This is a genomic window from Hamadaea sp. (assembly GCF_013362815.1).
Classification (GTDB): Bacteria; Actinomycetota; Actinomycetes; order Mycobacteriales; family Micromonosporaceae; genus Hamadaea.
Genome location: NZ_JABFVK010000072.1, coordinates 1 through 21,702, shown reverse-complemented (window position 1 = coordinate 21,702; position 21,702 = coordinate 1). Strand labels below are relative to the sequence as shown.

29 protein-coding genes and 1 pseudogene are annotated in these 21,702 nt (G+C 68.2%); 10 read left to right on the top strand and 20 right to left on the bottom strand.

Annotated features, from left to right (window positions below; all coding sequences use genetic code 11):
* Positions 1-726, bottom strand: a 726-nt coding sequence (locus tag HOV77_RS28640) for a TrmH family RNA methyltransferase (protein WP_290867480.1), incomplete at its 3' end; no start/stop codon positions are given.
* Positions 727-776: 50 nt separating this feature from the next.
* The gene (locus HOV77_RS28635) at positions 777-1,277 is read right to left on the bottom strand and encodes a hypothetical protein (RefSeq protein ID WP_290867478.1); all 501 of its coding nucleotides are present in this window, start codon (positions 1,275-1,277) and stop codon (positions 777-779) included.
* 315 nt (positions 1,278-1,592) lie between these two features.
* Between HOV77_RS28635 and HOV77_RS28630 the strand changes: the two genes are divergently transcribed.
* Genes HOV77_RS28630 through HOV77_RS28620 form a run of 3 tightly spaced genes read left to right on the top strand, consistent with a single transcriptional unit; the run spans position 1,593 to position 2,911 of the window.
* Positions 1,593-2,057: a MaoC family dehydratase gene (locus tag HOV77_RS28630; protein WP_290867475.1), complete on the top strand. Its 465-nt coding sequence runs from the start codon at positions 1,593-1,595 to the stop codon at positions 2,055-2,057.
* A gap of 9 nt (positions 2,058-2,066) precedes the next feature.
* A complete protein-coding gene (locus HOV77_RS28625) occupies positions 2,067-2,552 on the top strand; it encodes a hypothetical protein (protein WP_290867472.1) in 486 nt (161 codons plus the stop codon).
* Complete coding sequence (locus HOV77_RS28620) at positions 2,549-2,911, top strand: DUF3817 domain-containing protein (RefSeq protein WP_290867470.1); 363 nt, start codon at positions 2,549-2,551, stop codon at positions 2,909-2,911. The genes HOV77_RS28625 and HOV77_RS28620 overlap by 4 nt, the downstream gene beginning before the upstream one ends.
* A gap of 9 nt (positions 2,912-2,920) precedes the next feature.
* On the opposite strand, the pseudogene trxA reads toward HOV77_RS28620, so the two are convergent.
* Both trxA and HOV77_RS28610 read right to left on the bottom strand, forming a co-directional pair.
* Positions 2,921-3,301, bottom strand: a pseudogene (gene trxA / locus HOV77_RS28615) (thioredoxin); the annotation flags it as partial.
* Positions 3,302-3,404: 103 nt separating this feature from the next.
* Positions 3,405-4,595, bottom strand: a complete 1,191-nt coding sequence (locus tag HOV77_RS28610) for an acyl-CoA dehydrogenase family protein (protein ID WP_290867467.1) — start codon at positions 4,593-4,595, stop codon at positions 3,405-3,407.
* A 206-nt stretch (positions 4,596-4,801) separates the two neighbouring features.
* On the opposite strand from HOV77_RS28610, the gene HOV77_RS28605 reads away from it, so the two are divergent.
* Together HOV77_RS28605 and HOV77_RS28600 are read left to right on the top strand one after the other, a co-directional pair.
* Entirely contained in the window at positions 4,802-5,245 is a 444-nt protein-coding gene (locus tag HOV77_RS28605; protein ID WP_290867465.1) for a DUF4190 domain-containing protein, read from the top strand.
* A gap of 202 nt (positions 5,246-5,447) precedes the next feature.
* Complete coding sequence (locus tag HOV77_RS28600; RefSeq protein ID WP_290867463.1) at positions 5,448-6,023, top strand: DUF4190 domain-containing protein; 576 nt, start codon at positions 5,448-5,450, stop codon at positions 6,021-6,023.
* An 83-nt stretch (positions 6,024-6,106) separates the two neighbouring features.
* Here the strand turns inward: HOV77_RS28600 and HOV77_RS28595 are convergent, their stop codons facing one another.
* Positions 6,107-6,880, bottom strand: a complete 774-nt coding sequence (locus tag HOV77_RS28595; protein WP_290867461.1) for an SDR family NAD(P)-dependent oxidoreductase — start codon at positions 6,878-6,880, stop codon at positions 6,107-6,109.
* 97 nt (positions 6,881-6,977) lie between these two features.
* On the opposite strand from HOV77_RS28595, the gene HOV77_RS28590 reads away from it, so the two are divergent.
* On the top strand, positions 6,978-7,349 hold the full coding sequence (locus tag HOV77_RS28590) for a DUF4190 domain-containing protein (protein WP_290867458.1): 372 nt from the start codon (positions 6,978-6,980) through the stop codon (positions 7,347-7,349).
* Positions 7,350-7,457: 108 nt separating this feature from the next.
* Here HOV77_RS28590 and HOV77_RS28585 read toward each other — a convergent pair whose 3' ends face one another.
* A complete protein-coding gene (locus tag HOV77_RS28585) occupies positions 7,458-8,405 on the bottom strand; it encodes a CoA ester lyase (protein ID WP_290867455.1) in 948 nt (315 codons plus the stop codon).
* 71 nt (positions 8,406-8,476) lie between these two features.
* On the opposite strand from HOV77_RS28585, the gene HOV77_RS28580 reads away from it, so the two are divergent.
* The gene (locus tag HOV77_RS28580; protein WP_290867482.1) at positions 8,477-9,298 is read left to right on the top strand and encodes an SDR family NAD(P)-dependent oxidoreductase; all 822 of its coding nucleotides are present in this window, start codon (positions 8,477-8,479) and stop codon (positions 9,296-9,298) included.
* Here the strand turns inward: HOV77_RS28580 and HOV77_RS28575 are convergent.
* Entirely contained in the window at positions 9,295-10,194 is a 900-nt protein-coding gene (locus HOV77_RS28575) for a DMT family transporter (protein ID WP_290867452.1), read from the bottom strand. The genes HOV77_RS28580 and HOV77_RS28575 overlap by 4 nt on opposite strands.
* 129 nt (positions 10,195-10,323) lie before the next feature.
* Here HOV77_RS28575 and HOV77_RS28570 point away from each other — a divergent pair, with 129 nt between their 5' ends.
* Both HOV77_RS28570 and HOV77_RS28565 read left to right on the top strand, forming a co-directional pair.
* Positions 10,324-11,019 (top strand): HAD family hydrolase, encoded by a 696-nt coding sequence (locus tag HOV77_RS28570; RefSeq protein ID WP_290867449.1) that lies wholly within the window; start codon positions 10,324-10,326, stop codon positions 11,017-11,019.
* 154 nt (positions 11,020-11,173) lie between these two features.
* Complete coding sequence (locus tag HOV77_RS28565; protein WP_290867446.1) at positions 11,174-11,656, top strand: hypothetical protein; 483 nt, start codon at positions 11,174-11,176, stop codon at positions 11,654-11,656.
* Positions 11,657-11,662: 6 nt separating this feature from the next.
* On the opposite strand, the gene HOV77_RS28560 is transcribed toward HOV77_RS28565, so the two are convergent.
* Entirely contained in the window at positions 11,663-12,481 is an 819-nt protein-coding gene (locus tag HOV77_RS28560; RefSeq protein ID WP_290867443.1) for a hypothetical protein, read from the bottom strand.
* 77 nt (positions 12,482-12,558) lie between these two features.
* Between HOV77_RS28560 and HOV77_RS28555 the strand changes: the two genes are divergently transcribed.
* Entirely contained in the window at positions 12,559-13,167 is a 609-nt protein-coding gene (locus tag HOV77_RS28555; protein ID WP_290867440.1) for a methyltransferase, read from the top strand.
* An 88-nt stretch (positions 13,168-13,255) separates the two neighbouring features.
* Here HOV77_RS28555 and truA read toward each other — a convergent pair whose 3' ends face one another.
* From truA to HOV77_RS28495, 12 genes are all read right to left on the bottom strand, one after another.
* The gene (gene truA / locus HOV77_RS28550; protein WP_290867438.1) at positions 13,256-14,074 is read right to left on the bottom strand and encodes a tRNA pseudouridine(38-40) synthase TruA; all 819 of its coding nucleotides are present in this window, start codon (positions 14,072-14,074) and stop codon (positions 13,256-13,258) included.
* A gap of 81 nt (positions 14,075-14,155) precedes the next feature.
* Positions 14,156-14,719 (bottom strand): 50S ribosomal protein L17, encoded by a 564-nt coding sequence (gene rplQ / locus HOV77_RS28545; protein ID WP_290867435.1) that lies wholly within the window; start codon positions 14,717-14,719, stop codon positions 14,156-14,158.
* Between the two features lie 32 nt (positions 14,720-14,751).
* The gene (locus HOV77_RS28540; protein WP_290867432.1) at positions 14,752-15,795 is read right to left on the bottom strand and encodes a DNA-directed RNA polymerase subunit alpha; all 1,044 of its coding nucleotides are present in this window, start codon (positions 15,793-15,795) and stop codon (positions 14,752-14,754) included.
* Between the two features lie 218 nt (positions 15,796-16,013).
* Positions 16,014-16,640 (bottom strand): 30S ribosomal protein S4, encoded by a 627-nt coding sequence (gene rpsD, locus HOV77_RS28535; protein ID WP_290867429.1) that lies wholly within the window; start codon positions 16,638-16,640, stop codon positions 16,014-16,016.
* A gap of 16 nt (positions 16,641-16,656) precedes the next feature.
* Positions 16,657-17,064, bottom strand: coding sequence for a 30S ribosomal protein S11 (gene rpsK, locus HOV77_RS28530; protein ID WP_027342532.1), 408 nt, complete (start codon positions 17,062-17,064; stop codon positions 16,657-16,659).
* Between the two features lie 30 nt (positions 17,065-17,094).
* Entirely contained in the window at positions 17,095-17,475 is a 381-nt protein-coding gene (gene rpsM / locus HOV77_RS28525; protein WP_253758276.1) for a 30S ribosomal protein S13, read from the bottom strand.
* 185 nt (positions 17,476-17,660) lie between these two features.
* Positions 17,661-17,774: a 50S ribosomal protein L36 gene (gene rpmJ, locus HOV77_RS28520; protein WP_197006680.1), complete on the bottom strand. Its 114-nt coding sequence runs from the start codon at positions 17,772-17,774 to the stop codon at positions 17,661-17,663.
* A 70-nt stretch (positions 17,775-17,844) separates the two neighbouring features.
* The gene (gene infA, locus HOV77_RS28515; protein ID WP_007073013.1) at positions 17,845-18,066 is read right to left on the bottom strand and encodes a translation initiation factor IF-1; all 222 of its coding nucleotides are present in this window, start codon (positions 18,064-18,066) and stop codon (positions 17,845-17,847) included.
* 242 nt (positions 18,067-18,308) lie between these two features.
* Entirely contained in the window at positions 18,309-19,178 is an 870-nt protein-coding gene (gene map, locus HOV77_RS28510) for a type I methionyl aminopeptidase (RefSeq protein ID WP_290867201.1), read from the bottom strand.
* A 17-nt stretch (positions 19,179-19,195) separates the two neighbouring features.
* Positions 19,196-19,849 (bottom strand): adenylate kinase, encoded by a 654-nt coding sequence (locus tag HOV77_RS28505; RefSeq protein WP_290867198.1) that lies wholly within the window; start codon positions 19,847-19,849, stop codon positions 19,196-19,198.
* Positions 19,846-21,177, bottom strand: coding sequence for a preprotein translocase subunit SecY (gene secY / locus HOV77_RS28500; protein WP_290867196.1), 1,332 nt, complete (start codon positions 21,175-21,177; stop codon positions 19,846-19,848). Before secY ends, HOV77_RS28505 begins: the two co-directional genes overlap by 4 nt.
* A 267-nt stretch (positions 21,178-21,444) precedes the next feature.
* Positions 21,445-21,702 (bottom strand): uL15m family ribosomal protein (locus HOV77_RS28495; RefSeq protein WP_290867193.1); only part of this gene is annotated, 258 nt, incomplete at its 5' end.

The following is a 21,702-nucleotide window of genomic DNA, read 5'->3' as shown; positions in this document are numbered from 1 at the left end:
AGGGGCGGTCCAGTGGAACAGGGCCATCGCCACGCTCGTCGCCAGATTGAAGCTGGAGACGCCGGCCCGCATCGGGATCGCCACGAGTTCGGTCGCCACCGCCCGTAGGCGGGCCGAGACGCCGTGCCGTTCGGTGCCGAACGCGAGAACTGCGTCGTCTGGGATCTGCAGGCCACGGATGTCCGCGCCGTCCGGATCGAGCACGTAGACCGGGCCGGTGGGGCGGCTGTCGAGGTCGACGCGGCCGACCGCGGTGGCGAAGTGGAGCCCGGCGCTGCCCCGCAGGACGGCTGGATGCCACGGGTCGGTCACCCCGGTGGTGAGCACTCCGGCGATGCCGAACCCGGCGGCGAGGCGTACGACGGCTCCGATGTTGCCGAGATTTCGGGGGTCCTCCAGGAGGACGACGGGACTCGTACGCCCCGCGAGCGCAGCGAGGTCGAGCGACGGCCGGAGCGCGAGCGCGGCCACCCCGGTCGGATGGGGCCGGGGCACCAGTTCGGTGAACAGCGCCGGTTCGACCGGGACGGCCAGGATCTCGAAGGCCCCGGCGAGATCGGGCGCGAGCTCGTGGGCCAGCGCCAGCGCGGCCGACTTGTCGGAGGCGAGCACCACCAGCACGTCGGCTCCGAAGCGGAGCGCGTGCTTGACCGCATGGAAGCCGTCGACCAGCACGACGTCCGGGCGGTCGCGGTGGGCGTACCAGCTGTCGAGCGTTGACGGCATGGGCCCGAGCGTAACGGCCGAGCCCGCCGTGGCAGGCGGGCTCGGACCGGTCAGGGTTGCAGGGCGCGGTTCAGATCCGCGAGGAACGCGGTCTCGGCGTCGCTCACCCGGTGCCCGAAGACCCCGGTACGCGCGGCGCCGCACACCCGGGCGGCGATGTGTTGGAGCCACTGCCGGTAGGCGGCGGCGTCGGCGGGATCGGCCCGCCGGGCCAGCACGAGACTGGCGGCGCGGCAGTTCACCAGGACCTCGGTGATGCCGGCGTGACGATCGCGGAACTGCTCGGCACTGGGCGGATCCGGATCGGCTTCGGCGTAGATCGCCGCGACCACCGCCCGGACCAGGTCGGAGTCGGACACCGTTCCGGCGGCGATGGCGTCGATGCCGGCGAGACCCTCGGCGACCGTACGCCGGTCGCTGTCGGGCTCGGCCGACGTAGCGGCGATCATGACTCGAGCGGGCAGCCGGGTGAGCAGGTCCCACTCATCCGGTGCGAAGGCGATCGGTGGCGCGGATCGGGCCCACGGGCCTGCCGTTGGTTGGCTCGGCATGACGACCTCCTCGAGCTCAGCATATGCCTGCGACGGGGGCCCGCACGCCGATGCGAGCGAAAGGCATTCTGATTACCCTCAGTGATGGTCAGCTATCCGTCAGCGATGTGATCTGCCTAACGCGAACAAACCTCTATACAGGTCAAGCCATATTCGGGCAAGATGATTTCTCAAGAGCGTGGGCGGCGGGTGCGTTAGGGCCCCGCCGCTCATTGCGTTCCCAGGCGTCTCGTTTCTCAGGCGTCCGTAGGACCGTCAGGCGGCGCGCCGGGTCCGGACGTGGACATCGTCGTCCAGCACCCGAAGGATGGTCCCATGCAGTTCGGTCGGTACTTCGAGGAGTTCGAGGTCGGCGCGGTCTACAAGCACTGGCCCGGCAAGACGGTGACCGAGTACGACGACCATCTGTTCTGCCTGCTGACGATGAACCACCATCCGCTGCACATCGACGCGCACTACGCCGAGACGCAGACCGACTTCAAACGCAACGTGGTGGTCGGCAACTACATCTACTCGCTGCTGCTGGGCATGTCGGTCGCCGACGTCAGCGGCAAGGCGATCGCCAACCTCGAGGTCGAGTCGCTGCGCCACGTCGCGCCGACCTTCCACGGCGACACCATCTACGGCGAGACCACCGTGCTCGACAAGCGCGAGTCCGAGTCCAAGCCCGACCGCGGCGTCATCTCCGTCGAGACGCGCGGCTACAAGCAGGACGGCACGATGGTCTGCATTTTCAAGCGCAAGGTCATGGTGCCGAAGGCCCCGATCTCCGCGGAGTAGTCTCGGTTCGTGCGACCCCTGCTCACTCCCCGCTGGCTGGCCGGCCACACCCTCGCGGTGCTCATGGTCGTCGCGTCCGCCGGGCTCACCTGGTGGCAGGTCACTCGGGCCATGGGGGGCAACGTCCTCAGCTACGGGTACGCCTTCTTCTGGCCGGCGTTCGCGGGTTTCGTCGTGATGATCTGGGTACGCGAAATGCGTATCGCCCTCGGGCGAGCCCCGGCGGAGCCGACGAAGAAGGCCCCCACCTCGGGATTCGGCCGACCGATAATCACGTTCCGATCGAGCCCGGTCCTCGCGGCTCCCGGAGCCGCCGCATCGAGCCGGACCGTTCAGGTTCTGACGAATCAGCCGGTGACCGAAGGCACCGGGACGGTCCCGGCCGACGAGGACCCTGAGCTGGCCGAGTACAACCGACTTCTGGCCTGGTTGGCGGCGCACCCCGGCGCCCGCCCGGCCGACTATCCCGGCGAACAGATGCAGGAGACGTCATGAAAGCCGCGCACACCCGCTATCGCGTCGCCGCGTACGTCGTCGGAGTGATGCTGCTAGTGCTGGTGCTGATCGCCATGCCGATCAAGTACATCGGGCACAACTCGCTGCCGGTGCAGATCATCGGCCCGGTCCACGGCTGGCTGTTCGCGATCTACCTTGTGATCACCTTCGACCTCGCCCGGCGGACCACCTGGCCGTTGACGCGTACGCTCGGCGTCATGATCGCCGGGACGATCCCGTTCCTGAGCTTCGTGGTGGAGCGGAAGGTCGGTCGCTGGCTGGCTGTGCCGTCAGAGGGCGCACAGCCGACGGCGCGGCCGACCGCGTCCGAGGACGAAGCCGACCGCGCCGCGGTCTGAATACTTGGGTCAGGCCTGCGACTGGGCGGCGAGCTGCTGGCGCACCTCGTCCATGTCCAGCTCCCGGACCTTGCCGATGAGCTCCTCCAGTGCCGCGCCCGGAAGCGCGCCCGGCTGAGCGAAGACGATCACGCCGTCCTTGATCGCCCAGATCGTCGGGATCGACCGGATGTCGAACTTCATCGCGATGTCGGGGTTCGCCTCGGTGTCGACCTTGGCGAAGGTGATGTCTTCGTGCTTGGTCGACGAGGCGTCGTAGACCGGCGCGAACCGCATACACGGGCCGCACCAGCTCGCCCAGAAGTCCACCAGGACGATGCCGTCCTTGTTGGTGATCTCGTCGAAGTTGGCGGCGGTCAACTCCACGGTCGCCATGTCACGCTCCGATCTATGCCAATGGTTGCGTCTATCGCAACGAGCGGGGGTCGTGGGGCATTCCCACCCGTGCGGTGGCGCTGCTCACCCTACCCGTCAGCGGGTGGCATACCCCGCATCACAAGCGGTAATCCCGCAGTAGACCGCGCGAGATGATGGTCTTCTGGATCTCGCTCGTACCCTCGCCGATGAGCAGGAACGGCGCTTCCCGCATCAGCCGCTCGATCTCGTACTCCTTGGAGTATCCGTAGCCGCCGTGGATGCGGAACGCCTCCTGCACGACCTCGGCGCAGTACTCGCTGGCGAGCAGCTTGGCCATGCCGGCCTCGACGTCGTTGCGCTGGCCCGAGTCCTTCAACCGCGCCGCGTTCACCATGAGCGCGTGCGCCGCCTCGATCTTGGTGCCCATCTCGGCGAGTTTGAACGCCACCGCCTGATGCTCGGCGATCGGCTTGCCGAAGGTACGCCGCTGTTGTGCGTACGCCACGGCGAGTTCGAAGGCACGCAGCGAGATGCCGCAGGCGCGGGCGGCCACGTTGACCCGGCCGACCTCGATGCCGTCCATCATCTGGTAGAAGCCCTTGCCGGGTTCGCCACCGAGGACCGCCGACCTCGGTACGCGATGGTCGGCGAGCACCATCTCGGTGGTCTCGACGCCTTTGTAGCCCATCTTCTCGATCTTCCCGGGGATGGTCAGACCGGGCGCCGTCTCCCCGAAGCCGGGGGTCTTCTCCAGCAGGAAGGTCGTCATGTTGCCGTACACGCTGGGCGCGCCGAGTTCCGTCTTGACCAGGGTCGCCACGACGCTGGAGTAGCCGCCGTTGGTCAGCCACATCTTCTGTCCGTTGAGGACGTAGCCGTCGCCGTCCGGCACCGCCCGGGTCTTGATCGCCGAGACGTCGGATCCGGTCTCCGGTTCGGACATCGAGAAGGCGCCCCGGATCTCGCCGGTTGCCATGCGCGGCAGCAGCCGCGCCTTCTGCTCGGCCGTGCCGTGCTGCGACACCAGGTACGCGACGATGAAGTGCGTGTTGACGATGCCGCTGATGGACATCCAGCCGCGCGAGAGCTCCTCGACGACGAGGGCGTAGGTCAGCAGCGACTCGCCGAGCCCGCCGAACTCCTCCGGGATGGTCAGGCCGAACAGGCCCATCTCCCGCATGCCGTCGACGATCTCGGTCGGATAGGCGTCATCGTGCTCGAGCCGCTGCGCCCGCGGGATGATCTCCTTGTCGACGAACTCGTGGACCGTGGCCAGGATGGACTCCTGAATGTCGGTGAGTCCGTGCGTACGGGCGAGGCGGGGCATGGCGAACCCTCCAGGTGACGAAGTTACTAAACGGTAACTCAGGTCCGATGAGTATCTCGCGGCGATCGATCCTTCGAGAAGGTGGGATGCGACCAGAACCTCTGTGAAAAGCTTCACCCGGTCTAGTACCCTGCGCCAGTACGCCACCCCGGGAGTGGCCGCGCATCCTACGCGGTTCGCTCCGATGAGGAAATCAGGAGCCGACGATGACCTACCCCCCAGCGGGTAACCCGGATCCATACGGCCAGCAGCAGCCCGACCCGTACGGGCAGCAGCCGCAGCAGCCGCAGCCGGACCCGTACAACCCGTACGCGGCACCGGGTTCGCCGGCTGCCCCGCAGCAGTACGGCCAGCAGCCGCAGCCTTACAGCGCGCAGCCGTACGCCCAGCAGCCGTACGCTCAGCCGTCCGCGCCGACCAACACCATGGCGATCCTGTCCCTGGTCTTCGCGTTCGTCTTCGCGCCGCTCGCAATCGTCTTCGGCCACATGGCCAAGAAGCAGATCAAGCAGACCGGCGAGGGCGGCGACGGCCTGGCCACCGCGGGCATGGTGATCGGCTACATCTTCACCGGCCTCGGCGTCCTGTTGTGCTGTGTCTACGGCATCATCTTCGTCGTCGCGCTCAACTCGACGGGCTCCACTTACTGACCGCATGACCATCGTGCGATCACCAGCCTGCGGCCGGCGCTCGCACGATGAAGACTGAGCCGGCCGATGTCCGGCCTGCGGTCGGCATGAGCGGGCGCGGCCGGGCCGCGCCCGCTGACACGCGTTCGTACGATGGTGCTCGACCGCAAGACGATCATGTCTGGCGCACCCCGCACGACGTGCATACCTGGAAGGAACTCGCGTGACCTACCCGCCGCCCGGCAACTCCGATCCCTACGGCCAGCCGCAGCAGCCGCCGTCGCAGGATCCCTTCGCGTCGCCGCCGCCCGCATATGGCCAGCCGGCCTTCGGCGAGCAGCCCCCGGCCGCCACGCCGAACCCGTACGACCCGTACGCGCAGCAGCCGCCGGCCGCCCCGCAATCGCCGGCCTACGGCCAGCAGTCCCCGGCTGCGCCGCAGAACCCCTACGACCCGTACGCCCAGCAGCAGTCGCCGGCTCCGCAGTACGGGCAGCCCTACGCCGCTCCGCAGTACCCGGCGTACGGCGCTCCGATGGGCGGCCCGGCCAAGAAGAACGGCATGGCGATCGGCGCCATGGCGACCGGTATCGCGAGCATCCCGCTGGCCTGCTGCGCTTTCCTGGGCATCATCGCCGGAATCGTGGCCATCGTGCTCGGCATCGTGGCCAACAAGCAGATCGCCCAGCGTGGTGAGGACGGCAAGGGCTTCGCCCTCACGGGTCTCATCTGTGGTGGCGTCGGTCTGCTGCTCGGCATCGTGAACGCCATCGTCGGCGTGGCCATGAACCTCACCTGAGGTCGCGTCACCGCACGACCTTGAAGGGCGGCCCACCGGACTCCGGCAGGGCCGCCCTTCGCCACGCCAAACGGCCTACGCCGTCAGAAGGCGGCTTGGCGGACGCTGTTGCCGCCGTCGATCACGAGCAGCTGTCCGGTCACGTAGGACGCCGCCGGGGAGACGAGGAACGCGATCGCTCCGGCCACCTCGTCCGGCGTGCCGGGGCGGCCCATCGGGGAGCCGTAGCCCTGCTTCAGCTCGACCAGCGTCGACGCCGAGGTGTGGATGAGACCCGGTGCGACCGCGTTGACGGTGACGCCGTCCGCGATCAGCTCCATGGCCAGCGCCCGGGTCAGGCCGAGCACGCCCGCCTTCGCCGCCGCGTACGCCGCCTCGGCGGGCAGCGCGTTGACCGGACCGGCGGTGGCCGACAGGTTGACGATGCGGCCCCAGCCTCGCTCGGACATCCCGTCGCCGAAGGCCCGGCTGCACAGGAACGCCGTGGTGAGGTTCCGGTCGATCTCCGTACGCCATTCCTCCGCGGTCAGCTGAGCGACTGGCCGGATGATCTCCGGCGAGGCCCGGCTCGCGAGGCCGGCGTTGTTGACCAGGATGTCGACCTCGCCCAGCTGATCGCCCACGGCGTCGGCGAGCGCGGCCACCTCGGCCTCGTCGGTGAGGTCGGCGACGAACCCGGTGACGCCCAGCTCGACGGCACGGTCGTGGATACGCCTGGTGGTCGAGACGATCGCGACCTTGGCGCCCTGCGCCTTGAGCAGCCGCGCCGTGGCGAAGCCGATGCCGTAAGGGCTGCCCGCGCCGGTGACCAGCGCGACCCTCCCGGCGAGGGCGAACGGACTGTCGACGGTTTCCATGCTCTGATCCTCGCCGATCGCGGCAAGCGGCAGCAACCGGGGCGGGCCCTTCCGCCGGGGGATGCCCGCACAAGCGTGGACGCACTACCCTGCGTCCATGACCGAGCCCACGCCCGCCGAGGGGCAGCCGCCCGCGACCGGCTACGTCGTCCCGCCTGGTTACGGCACGCCTTATGTGTTGCCGTACGCCCCGGCCCGCAAGACGAACGGCCTGGCCGTCGCCTCGCTGGTCACCTCGATCGTGGCGCTCAACTTCTGCTTCCCAGCGACGATCGTCGGCGCGATCATGGGCCACATCGCCCGGCGGCGCATCAAGGAGACCGGCGAGGACGGCGAGGGCCTGGCGCTGGGCGGCATCGTGGTCGGCTGGATCGGCTTCGGCATCACCGTCGCCGCCATCGCGCTGATCATCATCCTCGCCGCCAGCGGCGCCTTCGACGGCCCGTCCCGCCCCGACATCGTCTACTGACCCGGAGTCGATCAGGCCACGGGGGGAATGATCAGGCTCGCGCGGACACGACACGCCGCGCGATCATGCCCGAAGGTTCATGATCGCGCGAAAAAAGCGGGAGGGCAGCTACGGCGTGAAGGCGGAGGTCCGGGTCATCCCGGCCGCGCGTCCCTTGCCCGCGATGACCAGCGCCATCTTGCGCGAGGCCTCGTCGATCATCTCGTCGCCGAGCATGACCGCGCCGAGCTTGCCGCCCGCCTCCGAGGTGTAGTGGTCGTACGCGTCGAGGATCAGCTCGGCGTGGTCGTAGTCCTCCTGCGACGGGGAGTAGACCTCGTTGGCCGCGTCGATCTGGCCGGGGTGCAGCACCCATTTGCCGTCGAAGCCGAGCGCCGCCGAGCGCTTGGCCACCTCGCGGAACGCGTCGACGTCGCGGATCTGGAGGAAGGGACCGTCGATGGCCTGCTTGTCGTGCATACGAGCGGCCATCAGGATGCGCATGAGGATGTAGTGGTAGGGATCGCCGGGGTAGTCCGGATGCAGCGCGCCGACCACCAGCGACTTCATGTTGATGCTGGCCATGAAGTCGGCCGGGCCGAAGATGATCGTCTCCACCCGGGGCGAGGCCGCCGCGATCTTGTCGACGTTCACCAGTCCGGCCGCGTTCTCGATCTGCGCCTCGATGCCGATGCCGCCGATCGGCAGCCCGACCGTCTTCTCGATCTGGGTCAGCAGCAGGTCGAGCCAGTGGATCTGCGCCTCGTCCTGCACCTTCGGGAGCATGATGCAGTCCAGGTTCGCGCCCGCGCCCTCGACGATCTCGATGACGTCCCGGTAGGTCCACGGCGTGGTCAGGTCGTTGATGCGTACCACCCGGGTCTTGTCACCCCAGCCGCCCTCGTTGAGCGCGGCGACGATGTTCTTGCGGGCCTCCGGTTTGGCCAGCGGGGCCACCGCGTCCTCCAGGTCGAGGAAGACCTGGTCGGCGGGCAGGCCCTTGGCCTTGTCCAGCATCTTGACGCTGGAACCCGGCACGGCCAGGCAGGATCGACGGGGACGGCCGATGGCACCCATGCGCGCTCCTTAGCAACCGTTCAGTAACTTCGACAAGGTAACCTTCCGCCGTGGCTGAGGAGAACGCTTCTGTGGAAGATCTCACCGCGCCGACCGCCGTCGTCACCGGGGCCAGCTCCGGGGTCGGTCGCGCGGCCGCGGTGGAGTTCGCCCGGCGTGGGTGGCGGGTCGCCCTGGTCGGGCGGGATCACGACCGTCTCACTTCGGCATTCTCACTGGTACGCGATCAGGCGACCGGGCCGGAGCCGATCCAGGTGCGGGCCGACTTCGCCGACTTCGCCTCCGTCCGGGAGGCCGCGCTGGAATTGGCGAAGCTGGATCGGATCGACGTTCTCGCCAACAACGCGGGCATCGTGGCCGGCCGCCGCCAGACCACTGTGGACGGACACGAGCTGACCATCCAGACGAACCACTTGTCGCCGTTTCTACTCACCGCGCTGCTGAAGGAGCGCATCCCGGCCGGCGGGCGGATCATCTCGACGGCGTCGATGGCGCATTCGTGGGGCATGCTGCGCCCGGACGATCTCGATCGCAATCGGGGGCCCTGGAGCGCCTGGCTGACCTATGGCGCTTCCAAGGCGGCCAACATCCTCTTCGCGGCGGAGGCCGCCCGGCGCTGGCCGGACCTGCTGTCGTTCTCGTTCCACCCCGGCGTCATCCGTAGCAACTTCGGCACTCCGCTCGCCAAGCTGTTCTTCCAGATCGCGCCGGGGCTGTCCACCCCGGAGCAGGGCGCGGACACTCTCGTCTACCTCGCGACGGCACCGGCGGATGAACTCGTCGACGGGGCGTACTACTCCGAGCGGAAAGTGCTGCGGCCCAAGGCGTACCTGGCGGACGAGGAGTTCGCCGCCCGGTTCTGGGAGGCCTCCGAGCGCGCGATCGACGGCTAAAGCTCGGGATAGACCGCTCGTGGGGTGCGCTTGGCGGACCCGAGGATGACGAAGGCGACACCGCTCACCAACAGCACGATGCCGGCCCAGGCCAGCGGGGCCGGGCGCTGACCGAGCCAGAGCCAGCTGATCAGCGCCGCGCCCGGCACTTCCAGCATCACCAGTACGCTGACCGCCGTCGCCGACAGCTCGTGCAACGCGTAGTTGAACATCGAGTGCCCCAGCAACTGGGTGCCGACGGTCAAGCCGAGGATGGCCAGCCAGGTGCTCCAGGCGTATCCGTGCAGGGGGACCTGGAACAGCACGCAGCCGCAGAGGAGCACGGCCGCGCACACGGCGTAGCAGATGGTGGTGTAGCTGGTGGTGCTGGCTTGCGCGCGGGCGCGTTGGCCGAAGACGGTGTAGACCGCGGCCGCGAGCCCGCCGACCAGCGCGAGCACGTCGCCGAGAAGCGCGCGGCCGGAGCCGCCGACGTCCGCGCCGGTCGCGAGCGTGACGCCGAGGACGGCCGCGAGGATGCCGAGCCACATCGCACGGGTCGGCCGATCGCCTTGCCAGTACGCGATGAGCCCGGCCCACACGGGTTGGGTCGCGGCGAGCGCGGTGGCCGTCGCGACCTTGGTGAGTTGCGCGCCCGCCATCCACGTGGCGAAGTGGACGGCCAGGGCGAGCCCGGCGAGGATGCTCCACCGGAATTCCTTGGCACGCCACAGCCGCACGAGTTCGGTACGCCGAGTGACGAGCGCGGCGGGGGTGAGCACAGCGGTGGCCAGCGCGTTGCGCCAGAAAGCCAGCGCCAGGGCCGGAGCCGCGGCGTATGCGATCAGCGGGCCGGACGTCGAGATCGCGAAGACGGCGAGCGTCAACGCGAGCAGGGTCGGCCAGCTGATCTTCACGCCCGTGACGGTAACAGTCGCCTTACCGTCGCTTCCCCGCCGCTTTGGTGGATGCACAGCCGGTGAACGAGTCGCTACGCTCGGACAGTCGCTTGCAATTTGCAACTTTCACAATGGGACTTTTTTGCTGTGTTCGGATCGCATGGATCTCCACGAGCCGTCCTCTTCGACTTCTTCGGCACCCTGACGCAGGCCGCCCCGCGCGGCGGCGGGCACGCCGAGGTGGCCCGGTTGCTCGGCTGCCCGCCGGCCGAGCTCAACGCCGTTCTCGACACGTCGTTCTACCGGCGGAGCCGAGGCGACTACGGCGACGGGCTGAGCACCCTGCGCTGGGTGGCCACCGAGCTCGGCCTTCGACCGGACGACACCGTTCTGCGGGCGGCTTACCGCGCCCGGATCGCCGCTCTTCGGGCCGACATCCGGCTCCGCCGGGACGCGTACGCGGTCCTCAGCCGACTGCGCGCCGACGGCCTCCGGATCGCGGTGGTCAGCGACTGCACCCACGAGTTGACCGAGATCCTGCCGACGCTGCCGATCGCTCCCCTGCTGGATACGGCGATCTTCTCCGTCCACATCGGAGCAGTGAAGCCGGACCCGACGATCTACCTGGCCGCCTGCGCCGCCCTGCGAGTCGAACCGCAACACTGCCTCTACGTGGGCGACGGCGGTTCCCGTGAACTCACCGGCGCGACCGCGCTCGGCATGTACGCCATCCGCCTGGCCGCCCCCGACCTCGGCGATCACCTCGTCTTCCGGCCCGACGAGGAGTTCTGCGGGCCGTCCGCTCGGTCGCTCACGGAGATCTTCGCTCCCGCCCTCGTCTAGCCCCCTTCGCTCGCGCGCTCCGCTCGCCGGGCGCTCCGCCTTTCGGCGCTGGATCAGGGTTCTCGGTCGAATCTTGCTCCATGATTCGGCCCATAACCCTGATCCAGCGCGGAAGCGAGCGGGCCGGACGGGAGAGCGCCCTTAGGATGAGCGCATGAATCCGCTCGTGGAGGAGGCGTCGAAGAAGGCCGCGATCGCCTGGGTGGCGTTCGGCGGCCCGGCGTACGCCGTCTGGTGCCTCCCCTTGGAGGGCAAGCTCTACGTCGTCGCCGGTCCGGGCGAGCAGGAGCTCCCGGGGCTCGCCGAGGCGCTCGAAGCCGATGCGTACGCGACCGTCAGCCTGCGGGGCGACCACGGCGGGCGAATCGTTTCGTTCCAGGCGGCGATGACGCAGTTGCACTCGAACGACACCGAGTGGGAGGCGGTCGCGCCACAGTTGGCGCAGAAGCGACTCAACGCGTCCGGCACAACCGAGGAGGTCGTCGCTCGCTGGGCTTCGACCTGCATCCTCGTCGCCTTGGCCGCTCAGGAGACGGTGAAGACCGCCGACGACAGCGAGGCCACCGCGCCCCGGCCGGCGAGCGTACTTCGCGAGACTCGTAAGCCGTTCCGCTTGCACAAAGTGAAGAAGCGGTAGCGGGGGTCAGGAAGCGACAGCCCGGACGGAACGCTTCTGGACGACCGTCCCGAGCAGGTGCATCTCGATCACGTCGTAGAGGATCTGCTGCGCGTACGGGTCGCCGTCGGTGAAGTCCTTGCCGTCGGCGCGGGCGATCACGCAGTAGACGAGGAAGTGTCCCCGGTAGTCCCAGCCGAGATGGGTCGAAGCGAGCGCCAGCGGCTTCGCCGCGTTCGTCGGGACGTACCCCTTGAAGCGGCCCTGCCGGTTGTCGACGATCTGCTTGATCCGGTCGTACGCCGTCTTCGCAGCGTCCACGGTGGCCAGGTTGAACACGCCCCCAGTGACGAGGTACTCGCGCGTCGGTGACCGGAGCGTCGCCCGGACGACCTGCGAGCAGCCCAGCCCGGCGAGGAGAGCAGTGATCCCGCCGTCCGCCGCGTTCTTGCAGCCGGTCTGGTTCTGCGCCCCGATCAGCTGGTACGCCGGTTGCGCCGGGTCGATCGAGAGCTGCCGGCCGGGGAACACCTCCGTGGTGGTCAGCGGCGCGGGGTCGGCTTTCCGCGTACCGATGTCGCGGGGCAAAGCGGTGGGCTTCGGCTCGTTCGCCGTGGCGCGCGTACCGGTCTGCTCGTCGCGCAGGATCTGCCAGCTGCCGAAGCCGCACACCATCATCAGCACGAGCGCCGCCAGCCCAGCCAGGCTCGCCTTGAACCATGCCGTCGGGAACGCGTCCCAGAAGCTGAAGGCCGGCGCCCGATGGGAGCGAGGGGTGCGGCGGGCGGCACGGCGCGTCTCGACTCTCGTCCGGGGGGATGTTTCGGACGAGTGCACTATTCCCATAGAAAGGGAGAATAGAGGATAATACCGATCTTCAGCCCCCGACAAGCCCGCTCGTCGGGGTGATGGTGAAATGTGGCGTGACAGGCGAGCACTACTTCACGCCCGCGCCCGGTTCGGTGGCGCGCCCGCGCGAGGTCTCCTTCAGCGTCGGCGGGCAGGACTACACGCTCGCCGCATCGACCGGCGTCTTCTCCTCGGACCGCCTCGACCCCGGCACCGCAGTCCTGCTGCGCAAGGCCCAGCTGCCCGGTCCGGACACCCGCGGCACCCTGCTCGACCTCGGCTGCGGCTACGGGCCGATCACCGCGGTGCTCGCGACCGTGGCGCCGCTCGCCCAGGTGGTCGCGGTGGACGTCAACGAGCGAGCCCGGGAACTGGCCCGGCGCAATGCCGAGTCGCTCGGTCTGGCTCAACGGGTACGCGTGACGGGGCCGGACGAGGTGGGCGACGAAGTTCGGTTCACCCAGATCTGGTCCAACCCCCCGATCCACGTCGGAAAGCCGGAGCTGCACGCGTTACTGCTGCGCTGGCTGCCCCGGCTGACTCCGGACGGCGTCGCCTGGCTGGTCGTCGGCAAGAACCTCGGCGGCGACTCGTTGCAGCAGTGGCTGATCGACCAGGGCTGGCCCACCGAACGCCACGCCTCCCAGAAGGGCTTCCGCATCCTCCGCATCACCGCGCGCTGACCCCCGGCCACCCCCGCCGGGCACCTTTCCCGTTGATCATGAACCTAGGGTCCACCTTTGCGGCGTGTCGCACCCCCTACGGTCGTGATCAACCGAGGCGGGTGCGGATGCGGCGGGTGGCTTCGGCACGATCGGCCAACGCAGCGGCGTCTTCGGGATAGCCGACCTCGACGAGAGTCAGCCCATGCGGGCCCACGACCGGAACGTCGTCGGCTCTCTGCGTACGCGTGAGGAGGGTGGCGGGCCACTCGATCGGCCGCCGCCCGTCCCCGGTCGTGAGCAGTCCGCCCATCAGACTCCGGACCATGTTCTGGCAGAACGCATCCGCCTGCACGGTGGCCACCAGGATGCCGTCGGGATCCCGTCGCCAGTCCAGCCGGGTGATCCGCCGGATCGTCGTGGCGTTCTCCTTGCGTCGGCAGTACGCCGCGAAGTCGTGCTCGCCGAGGAGCCCCCGAGACGCCTCGTTCAGCCGGTCGAGATCCAGCCGTCGCGGCCAGGCAAGCGTGTCGCGTCGGCGCAACGGCTCGGCCCCGAACGGCGCATCGGTCACGCGGTATTCGTAACGGCGGTACAAGGCCGAGAACCGGGCGTCGAACTCCGGCGGCGTTTCGTGCGCTGTGCGTACCCGTAGATCTGGCGGAAGAAGACCGGCCAGCCGCCGGACCAGGGTGTCTTGGACCGCGGACCAGGTCTCTCCCGGAAGATCGACATGCGCGACCTGGCCGGTGGCGTGGACGCCGGCATCGGTACGCCCCGCGACCGTGAGCCCCGTCGCGGTGCCCGAGCCGAGGATGCGATCGAGCTCGGCCAGGAGCACGCCGGCGACGGTACGCCGATCGGGCTGAACGGCCCACCCGGAGAAATCGGTGCCGTCGTAGGAGATGTCCAGCCGGATGCGCGTCATCGTTCCCCCTCCGAGGCCGTCCGCCAGGACACACAGCGAGCCGGCACCTGTGACAGATGCCGGCTCGCTGACGGGTCGTGCTTACTTCTTCTCGTCGGCCTCGGCCTCGATCGCCTCGACCTCGGCGGCGGTCTCCTCGTCGGAGACGTTCGCGGTGTCGTCGGCGTCGTCGGCCTTGCTCGCGACGGCCGGGGTCTCCTCGTCGGTGTCACCGGCGAGGGCCGCGACCACATCGGCCTTGGCGGCCTTCCGCTTCTCGGTCTTCGCGTTCGAGGTGGTCGCCACCTCGAGCTCCTCGACCAGCTCGATGATCGCCATCGGCGCGGCGTCGCCGCGGCGCGGGCCGATCTTCACGATGCGGGTGTAGCCGCCCGGCCGGTTCACATACCGCGGCGCGATCTGCTCGAAGAGCTCCACGAAGGTGTCCTTCTCGCGGATGACGCGACGGACGCGGCGGCGGGCCGCCAGGTCGTCACGCTTCGCGAAGGTCACCAGACGCTCGGCGATCGGGCGGAGCCGCTTCGCCTTCGTCTCCGTGGTGGTGATCCGGCCGTGCTTGAACAGCGAAGTCGCCAGGTTGGCGAGCATCAGCCGCTCGTGCGCGGGGCTGCCGCCGAGGCGGGGACCCTTGGTGGGCGTGGGCATGGTTCTGCTCCCTGTGTGGTGGCGGCAGCGGGTTACAGCTGCTCGGTCTCGCGGTAGTCGTCGACGTCGGTGTCCGAGTCGGCGTCGTCATAGTCGGCGTCGCCGAAGGAGTCGACGACGTTCGCCGGGTCGAAGTTGGGCGCCGAGTCCTTCAGGCCCAGACCCATCCCGGCCAGCTTCATCTTGACCTCGTCGATCGACTTCTGCCCGAAATTCCTTATATCGAGGAGGTCGGCCTCGGTACGCCCGATGAGCTCACCGACGGTGTTGATCCCCTCGCGCTTGAGGCAGTTGTACGAGCGAACCGTGAGGTCCAGCTCCTCGATCGGCAGCGCCAGGTCGGCAGCGAGCTGCGCGTCCTGCGGCGACGGACCGATGTCGATGCCCTCGGCGGTCTCGTCCAGCTCCCGGCACAGCCCGAACAGCTCGACCAGGGTCGAGCCGGCCGACGCCAGCGCGGTACGCGGAGAGATCGAGGCCTTGGTCTCGACGTCGATGATCAGGCGGTCGAAGTCGGTGCGCTGCTCCACACGAGTGGCCTCGACGCGGTACGTCACCTTGAGCACGGGCGAGTAGATCGAGTCGACCGGAATCCGGCCGATCTCCGCGCCGCCCTGCTTGTTCTGCGCCGCGGTGACGTAGCCGCGGCCGCGCTCGACCGTCAGCTCCATGTCCAGCCGGCCCTTGCTGTTGAGCGTGGCCAGCTTGAGGTCCGGGTTGTGGACCGAGACACCGGCCGGGGGCTGGATGTCACCGGCGGTCACGTCGCCCGGGCCCTGCTTGCGCAGGTACATGCTGACCGGCTCGTCGTGCTCGGAGCTGACCGACAGCTCCTTGACGTTCATGACCAGCTCGACCACGTCCTCCTTGACCCCGGGGATCGTGGTGAACTCGTGCAGGACGCCGTCGACCTTGATGCTCGTCACGGCAGCGCCGGGGATCGAGCTGAGCAGGGTACGACGAAGCGAGTTGCCGAGCGTGTAGCCGAAGCCCGGCTCCAGCGGCTCGATGGTGAACCGGGAGCGAACCTCGCTGATCGACTCTTCGGTAAGAGTCGGCCGCTGCGTGATGAGCACTTCTTATCTCTTCTCGTTCAGGAGCGCCCGCTATATGACGCTCGCCTATGAGGATGTCTGCTCAACCAATAGAACGAGCCAATGACGTCCAACCCCAATGGCTCTGACCTATTTGGTCGCGCTTAACCCGCTGGTCTTCGGGGGCGTGGGTGACCCGCGGAGGGATCAAGCCTGACCGCCCGGTGCGGGTCACCCACGCCCCCGAAATACCATTGCGATTACTTCGAGTAGAGCTCGACGATCAACTGCTCCTGGACCTGGGTGTCGATGACACCCCGAGCCGGAAGCGAGTGGACCAGGATCTTGAGCTGGCTGGGAATCGCCTCGAGCCACGCCGGGACGGTGCGGCTGCCCGCCTCGCCCTGCGCGACCTGGAACGGGGTGAGCTCCTTCGACTTCGTCCGGACCTCGACGATGTCGTGCTCCGTGACGCGGTACGACGGGATGTCGACCTTCTTGCCGTTCACCGTGAAGTGACCGTGCTTGACGAGCTGACGAGCGTGGTCACGGGACTTGGCGTAGCCAGCCCGGTAGACCACGTTGTCCAGCCGCGACTCGAGGATCTGCAGCAGCACCTCACCGGTCTTGCCAGCCTTGCGGTTGGCCTCCTCGTAGTAGGTGCGGAACTGCTTCTCGAGCACGCCGTAGATCCGGCGCGCCTTCTGCTTCTCGCGCAGCTGGAGCAGGTACTCGGTGTCCTTGGTGCGGCCGCGACCGTGCTGCCCGGGCGGGAACGGCCGGGACTCGAACGGGCACTTCGGCCCGTCGCACTTGCTGCCCTTCAGGAACAGCTTGGTCTTCTCGCGACGGCAGCGGCGGCAATCGGCGCCGGTGTAACGAGCCATCTTCTTCTATCTCCCCTTAGACCCGACGACGCTTCGGCGGACGGCATCCGTTGTGCGGCTGCGGCGTGACGTCGGAGATGACTCCGACCTCGAGACCGGCAGCGGTCAGCGAACGGATGGCGGTCTCGCGGCCCGAACCCGGGCCCTTGACGAACACGTCGACCTTGCGCATGCCGTGTTCCATCGCGCGGCGTGCGGCAGCCTCGGCGGCCAGCTGCGCGGCGAACGGCGTCGACTTCCGGGAGCCCTTGAAACCAACCTGGCCGGCGGAGGCCCAGGAGATCACAGCACCGGTCGGGTCCGTGATGGACACGATCGTGTTGTTGAAGGTGCTCTTGATGTGCGCCTGCCCGTGGGAGACGTTCTTGCGTTCCTTACGCCGGACCTTCTTGACGGCGGCCCCAGCGCGTGCCTTCGGCGGCATAGCTTTATGCGCTCCTTCTCGATCCAGCTACTACTTCTTGCCGGGCTTCTTCTTGCCCGCGACGGTCCGCTTCGGACCCTTGCGCGTACGCGCGTTGGTCCGCGTGCGCTGACCGCGGACGGGCAGGCCCTTGCGGTGCCGGATGCCCGCGTAGCAGCCGATCTCCACCTTGCGGCGGATGTCAGCGGCGACCTCGCGGCGCAGGTCGCCTTCTACCTTGAAGTTGGCTTCGATGTGATCACGAAGCTGAACGACCTCTTCGTCGGTGAGGTCCCTCGCCCGCTTGTTGGGGTCGATACCGGTGGCGGCGAGCGTCTCAGCCGCTCGCGTACGGCCAACGCCGAAGATGTAGGTCAGCGCGATCTCCATGCGCTTCTCGCGCGGGAGGTCGACGCCCAGAAGACGTGCCATGTGTGGGCTAGCTCCTCGTGGATGTGGCGGAGGTCTGTGCCCGGCCCCTTCCCCACCTGCCCGGGTGGGGCCCCGGCCTCCGACCGGGGGTCAGCCACGAGAGTTTCCCTCTTGAGGGACGTCCCCGCGGCCGGGACGAGCTGTTTCTGAGGTGCGCGATCTGCGGGCGCGGTCAGCGCCGGGGCTCAGCCCTGGCGCTGCTTGTGGCGCGGGTCGTCACAGATGACCATGACCCGGCCGTGCCGGCGGATGACGCGGCACTTGTTGCAGATCTTCTTAACGCTCGGCTTGACCTTCACGGTTCGCCTTTACTCCGGTTTTGGACACGGACGAACGCATCCGATGTCGCTGTACTGATAAGCGGTACTGCTACTTGTAGCGGTAGACGATCCGGCCCCGCGTGAGGTCGTAGGGCGACAGCTCTACGACGACCCGGTCTTCGGGCAGGATGCGGATGTAGTGCTGACGCATCTTTCCGCTGATGTGGGCCAAGACCTTGTGACCGTTGGCGAGCTCCACCCGGAACATTGCGTTCGGGAGAGGCTCGATGACACGGCCCTCGATCTCGATGGCACCGTCCTTCTTCGGCATGTCCTCCGCTACCTGACATCGGCTGCATTGACTGGCTCACGTTGTCCTCGCGCAGGTCACCCGGTAACCCGGGAGCCGGCACGCCAGCCGCGGCACTGTCATCCGCCGGAGCAATGGCGGGCATGACAGAGGGGACGCGGTGCGCCGTTGAGCCAGTCTACGCGGCCATATGCATCGACGCCAAATCAGGGTCCGCTGCACCCGCGGTCGGGCGCGTCACAGCGGAGTCGCCGTGATCTCCGTTACGCGGCGGACGCGGTCACCAGGTCGCCGAGACGCTCCCGGCCGCCGTCTTCGGCGGTGAACACCCAGACACCGTCCTCGTAGAGGCCGATCGAATGTTCGACGTGGGCGGCGTACGAGCCGTCGACGCTCACCACCGTCCAGCCGTCGGCTAGTTCGAGCGTACGCGGCGAGCCCATGGTGATCATCGGCTCGATCGCCAGCGCCATCCCCGGGACGAGGTTCGGGCCCTTGCCGGGCCGCCCGTGATTGAGGATGTGCGGGTCCTGGTGCATCTCGGTGCCGATGCCGTGACCGCCGTAGCCGTCGACGATGCCGTAGCGCCGCCGGGCCCCGGTCACCCGGCCCACGAGGGCCGACTTCTCGCCACGGATCGACGCCTGGATGGCGTACGAGATGTCGGTGAGCCGGCCACGGCCGGACCGTACGCCGCGCGCGGCGGCCGCGATCCCCGCCCACATGGCGTCCTCCGCAACCGCGGCCATGCGCTTGAGTTCCGGCGCGACGTCACCGACGCCCACCGTGATCGCCGAGTCGCCGTGCCAGCCGTCCAGAATCGCGCCGCAGTCGATGGAGATCAGGTCGCCGTCCGCCAGGAGCTGCCGAGTCGACGGGATGCCGTGGACGATCTGCTCGTTCACCGAGGCGCAGATCGACGCGGGGAAGCCCTGATAGCCCTTGAACGACGGAATTGCGCCGGCGTCCCGGATGACCTTCTCGGCGATCGCATCGAGGTCGGCGGTGGAGATCCCAGGTCGCACGGCGTCCCGCATCGCCGCCAGGGCGGCGGCCACCACGAGACCGGCCTCGCGCATCTTCGCGAGCTGGTCCGGGGTTTTGACCTGAATGTCGGGCTGGTGACGCATCAAACCAGAGTATGCGGCCGTCAGCCGCCGTAGGAACGCAGGGCGTCGATCGCGCGAGCGGTGACGTCCTCCACCGGTCCGGTGGCGTCGATGCCCACGAGCTTGTTCTGAGCCCCGTAGTAGTCCGCCAGCGGGGCGGTGTCGCGCTCGTAGACGCGCAGCCGCTCGGCGATCGTCTCGGGCTTGTCGTCGTCGCGCTGGTACAGCTCGCCGCCGCACCGGTCGCAGACGCCCTCCTTGGTGGGCGGGTCGAACTCGACGTGCCAGATCTTGCCGCAGTTGTGGCAGGTACGCCGCCCGGACAGCCGCCGGATCACCTCGTCGTTGTCGACGACGAGCTCCAGTACCAAGTCGAGCGCCGTACCGGCGTCGGCGAGCATCTTGTCGAGCGCAGTCGCCTGCGGCACCGTACGCGGAAAGCCGTCGAGCAGGAAGCCGTCGCCGGCATCCGGCTCGGCCAGCCGGTCGCGCACCATGTTGATGGTGACCTCGTCCGGCACGAGGCCACCGGAGTCCATGTACCGCTTGGCTTCCAGTCCCAACGGGGTGCCCTGGGAGACGTTCGCCCGGAAGATGTCGCCGGTCGAGATCTTGGGCACGGAGAGGGTCGAGGCGATGAACTCCGCCTGCGTACCCTTCCCCGCGCCCGGCGGGCCGACGAGAACCAGCCTCATCGCAGGAAGCCTTCGTAGTTCCGCTGCATGAGCTGGCTTTCGATCTGCTTCACGGTTTCCAGGCCGACACCGACCATGATCAGCACCGCGGTGCCACCGAACGGGAAGTTCTGGTAGCTGCTGCCGCCGAGCCACATGAAGAAGAAGTTCGGCAGAACCGCGATGATGCCCAGGTAGAGCGCGCCGGGCAGGGTGATCCGGGTCAGGATGAAGTCAAGGTAGTCGGCGGTCGGCTTGCCCGGCCGGATGCCCTGCACGAACCCGCCGTACTTCTTCATGTTGTCGGCCACCTCAGTCGGGTTGAAGGTGATCGACACGTAAAAGTAGGTGAAGAAGATGATCAGCAGGAAGTAGGTCAGGATGTAGACCCAGTCGCTCGGGTTGGCCAGGTGCCGGTCGACCCAGGTCCAGACCTTGCCGGGGTCGTCGCTCTTGGTGAACTGAAGCGCCAGCTGCGGCAGGTAGAGCAGGGACGAGCCGAAGATGACCGGGATGACACCGGCCTGGTTGACCTTGAGCGGGATGTACGTCGAGGTGCCGCCGTACATGCGCCGGCCGACCATGCGCTTGGCGTACTGCACGGGGATCCGGCGCTGCGCCTGCTCGATGTAGACCACGGCCGCGATGATCGCGACGACCAGGACGAGCACGCCGACGAACCAGTACGCGCCCTTGGACTTGTAGATCTGCCAGCCTTCGGCGGGGAGCCGGGCCGCGATCGAGGTGAAGATCAGAACGGACATGCCGTTGCCGATGCCGCGGTCGGTGATGAGCTCACCCAGCCACATGATGACGCCGGTACCGGCGGTCATGGTGATCACCAGGGAGGCCAGGGTCAGCCACTGCGGGATCGCGGTCTGCGGGATGATCTCGACGCCGGGCGGGCAGGCGTTGCCGAACAGCTGGCCGGACTTGCCGAGGGCGACGAACGCCGACGACTGCAGGACGGCCAGGCCCAGGGTCAGGTACCGGGTGTACTGCGTGATCTTCGCCTGGCCGGACTGGCCCTCCTTGCGCAGCTGCTCGAGCCGCGGAATGACGACGGTCAGCAGCTGCAGGATGATCGACGCGGTGATGTAGGGCATGATGCCCAGCGCGAACACCGACAGCGAGAGCAGCGCTCCGCCGGAGAAGAGGTTCAGCAGGCTGAAGATCCCGTTGGTGTCCCCCGCCTGGGCGTTCTTGATGCACTCCTGGACGTTGCCGTAGGAGACGCCGGGGCTGGGAATGGTGGCACCGAGCCGGTAAAGCGCGATGATGGCCGCCGTGAACAGCAGCTTCTTGCGCAGGTCAGGCGTCTTGAACGCACTGAGAAACGCGGAGAGCAACTCAATCCTCCTGCGCGAGGCGACCCTCGGGGGGCCGGTGGCGGGGGCGTGACGGGATGGCTACAGGACGAATCCCATAGCTGGGTTTGGACTGTAACAGTCCAAGGGGGGTTCTGCTCAGGGGTGCCGACACATTATTTGCGCCGATGCCCCTCGGCCAGCTCAAGACCAAGGCGCCGACTGCCGGCTTCACAGAAGGAAGCAGCAGCCGGCGCCCTGATTGCCCGTGCTCGACAGCTCGATGGCTTGCCACCGAGGCTGCCTGGCTTACAGTTCGGTGGCGGTGCCACCGGCGGCGGCGATCTTCTCCTTCGCCGACGCGCTGAACGCGTGCGCCGAGATCTGGAGCGAGATGCCGCCGAGGTCGCCGGTGCCGAGCACCTTGACCGGCTGGCCCTTGCGGACCGCGCCGGCCTCGGCCAGCTCCTGCGGGCCGACCTGGCCGCCGTTCGGGAACAGCTCGGCCAGCCGGTCCAGGTTCACGACCTGGAAGACGACCTTGAACTTGTTCTTGAAGCCCTTCAG

What these genes read in the sequence shown, in the direction of transcription:
- HOV77_RS28635 (WP_290867478.1), bottom strand. Translation starts at nt 1,277, where the DNA reads ATGCCGAGCCAACCAACGGCAGGCCCGTGGGCCCGATCCGCGCCACCG.
- HOV77_RS28630 (WP_290867475.1), top strand. Translation starts at nt 1,593, where the DNA reads ATGCAGTTCGGTCGGTACTTCGAGGAGTTCGAGGTCGGCGCGGTCTAC.
- HOV77_RS28620 (WP_290867470.1), top strand. Translation starts at nt 2,549, where the DNA reads ATGAAAGCCGCGCACACCCGCTATCGCGTCGCCGCGTACGTCGTCGGA.
- HOV77_RS28610 (WP_290867467.1), bottom strand. Translation starts at nt 4,595, where the DNA reads ATGCCCCGCCTCGCCCGTACGCACGGACTCACCGACATTCAGGAGTCC.
- HOV77_RS28605 (WP_290867465.1), top strand. Translation starts at nt 4,802, where the DNA reads ATGACCTACCCCCCAGCGGGTAACCCGGATCCATACGGCCAGCAGCAG.
- HOV77_RS28595 (WP_290867461.1), bottom strand. Translation starts at nt 6,880, where the DNA reads ATGGAAACCGTCGACAGTCCGTTCGCCCTCGCCGGGAGGGTCGCGCTG.
- HOV77_RS28590 (WP_290867458.1), top strand. Translation starts at nt 6,978, where the DNA reads ATGACCGAGCCCACGCCCGCCGAGGGGCAGCCGCCCGCGACCGGCTAC.
- HOV77_RS28585 (WP_290867455.1), bottom strand. Translation starts at nt 8,405, where the DNA reads ATGGGTGCCATCGGCCGTCCCCGTCGATCCTGCCTGGCCGTGCCGGGT.
- HOV77_RS28565 (WP_290867446.1), top strand. Translation starts at nt 11,174, where the DNA reads ATGAATCCGCTCGTGGAGGAGGCGTCGAAGAAGGCCGCGATCGCCTGG.
- HOV77_RS28560 (WP_290867443.1), bottom strand. Translation starts at nt 12,481, where the DNA reads ATGGGAATAGTGCACTCGTCCGAAACATCCCCCCGGACGAGAGTCGAG.
- truA (WP_290867438.1), bottom strand. Translation starts at nt 14,074, where the DNA reads ATGACGCGCATCCGGCTGGACATCTCCTACGACGGCACCGATTTCTCC.
- rplQ (WP_290867435.1), bottom strand. Translation starts at nt 14,719, where the DNA reads ATGCCCACGCCCACCAAGGGTCCCCGCCTCGGCGGCAGCCCCGCGCAC.
- rpsD (WP_290867429.1), bottom strand. Translation starts at nt 16,640, where the DNA reads ATGGCTCGTTACACCGGCGCCGATTGCCGCCGCTGCCGTCGCGAGAAG.
- rpsK (WP_027342532.1), bottom strand. Translation starts at nt 17,064, where the DNA reads ATGCCGCCGAAGGCACGCGCTGGGGCCGCCGTCAAGAAGGTCCGGCGT.
- rpsM (WP_253758276.1), bottom strand. Translation starts at nt 17,475, where the DNA reads ATGGCACGTCTTCTGGGCGTCGACCTCCCGCGCGAGAAGCGCATGGAG.
- infA (WP_007073013.1), bottom strand. Translation starts at nt 18,066, where the DNA reads ATGCCGAAGAAGGACGGTGCCATCGAGATCGAGGGCCGTGTCATCGAG.
- HOV77_RS28505 (WP_290867198.1), bottom strand. Translation starts at nt 19,849, where the DNA reads ATGAGGCTGGTTCTCGTCGGCCCGCCGGGCGCGGGGAAGGGTACGCAG.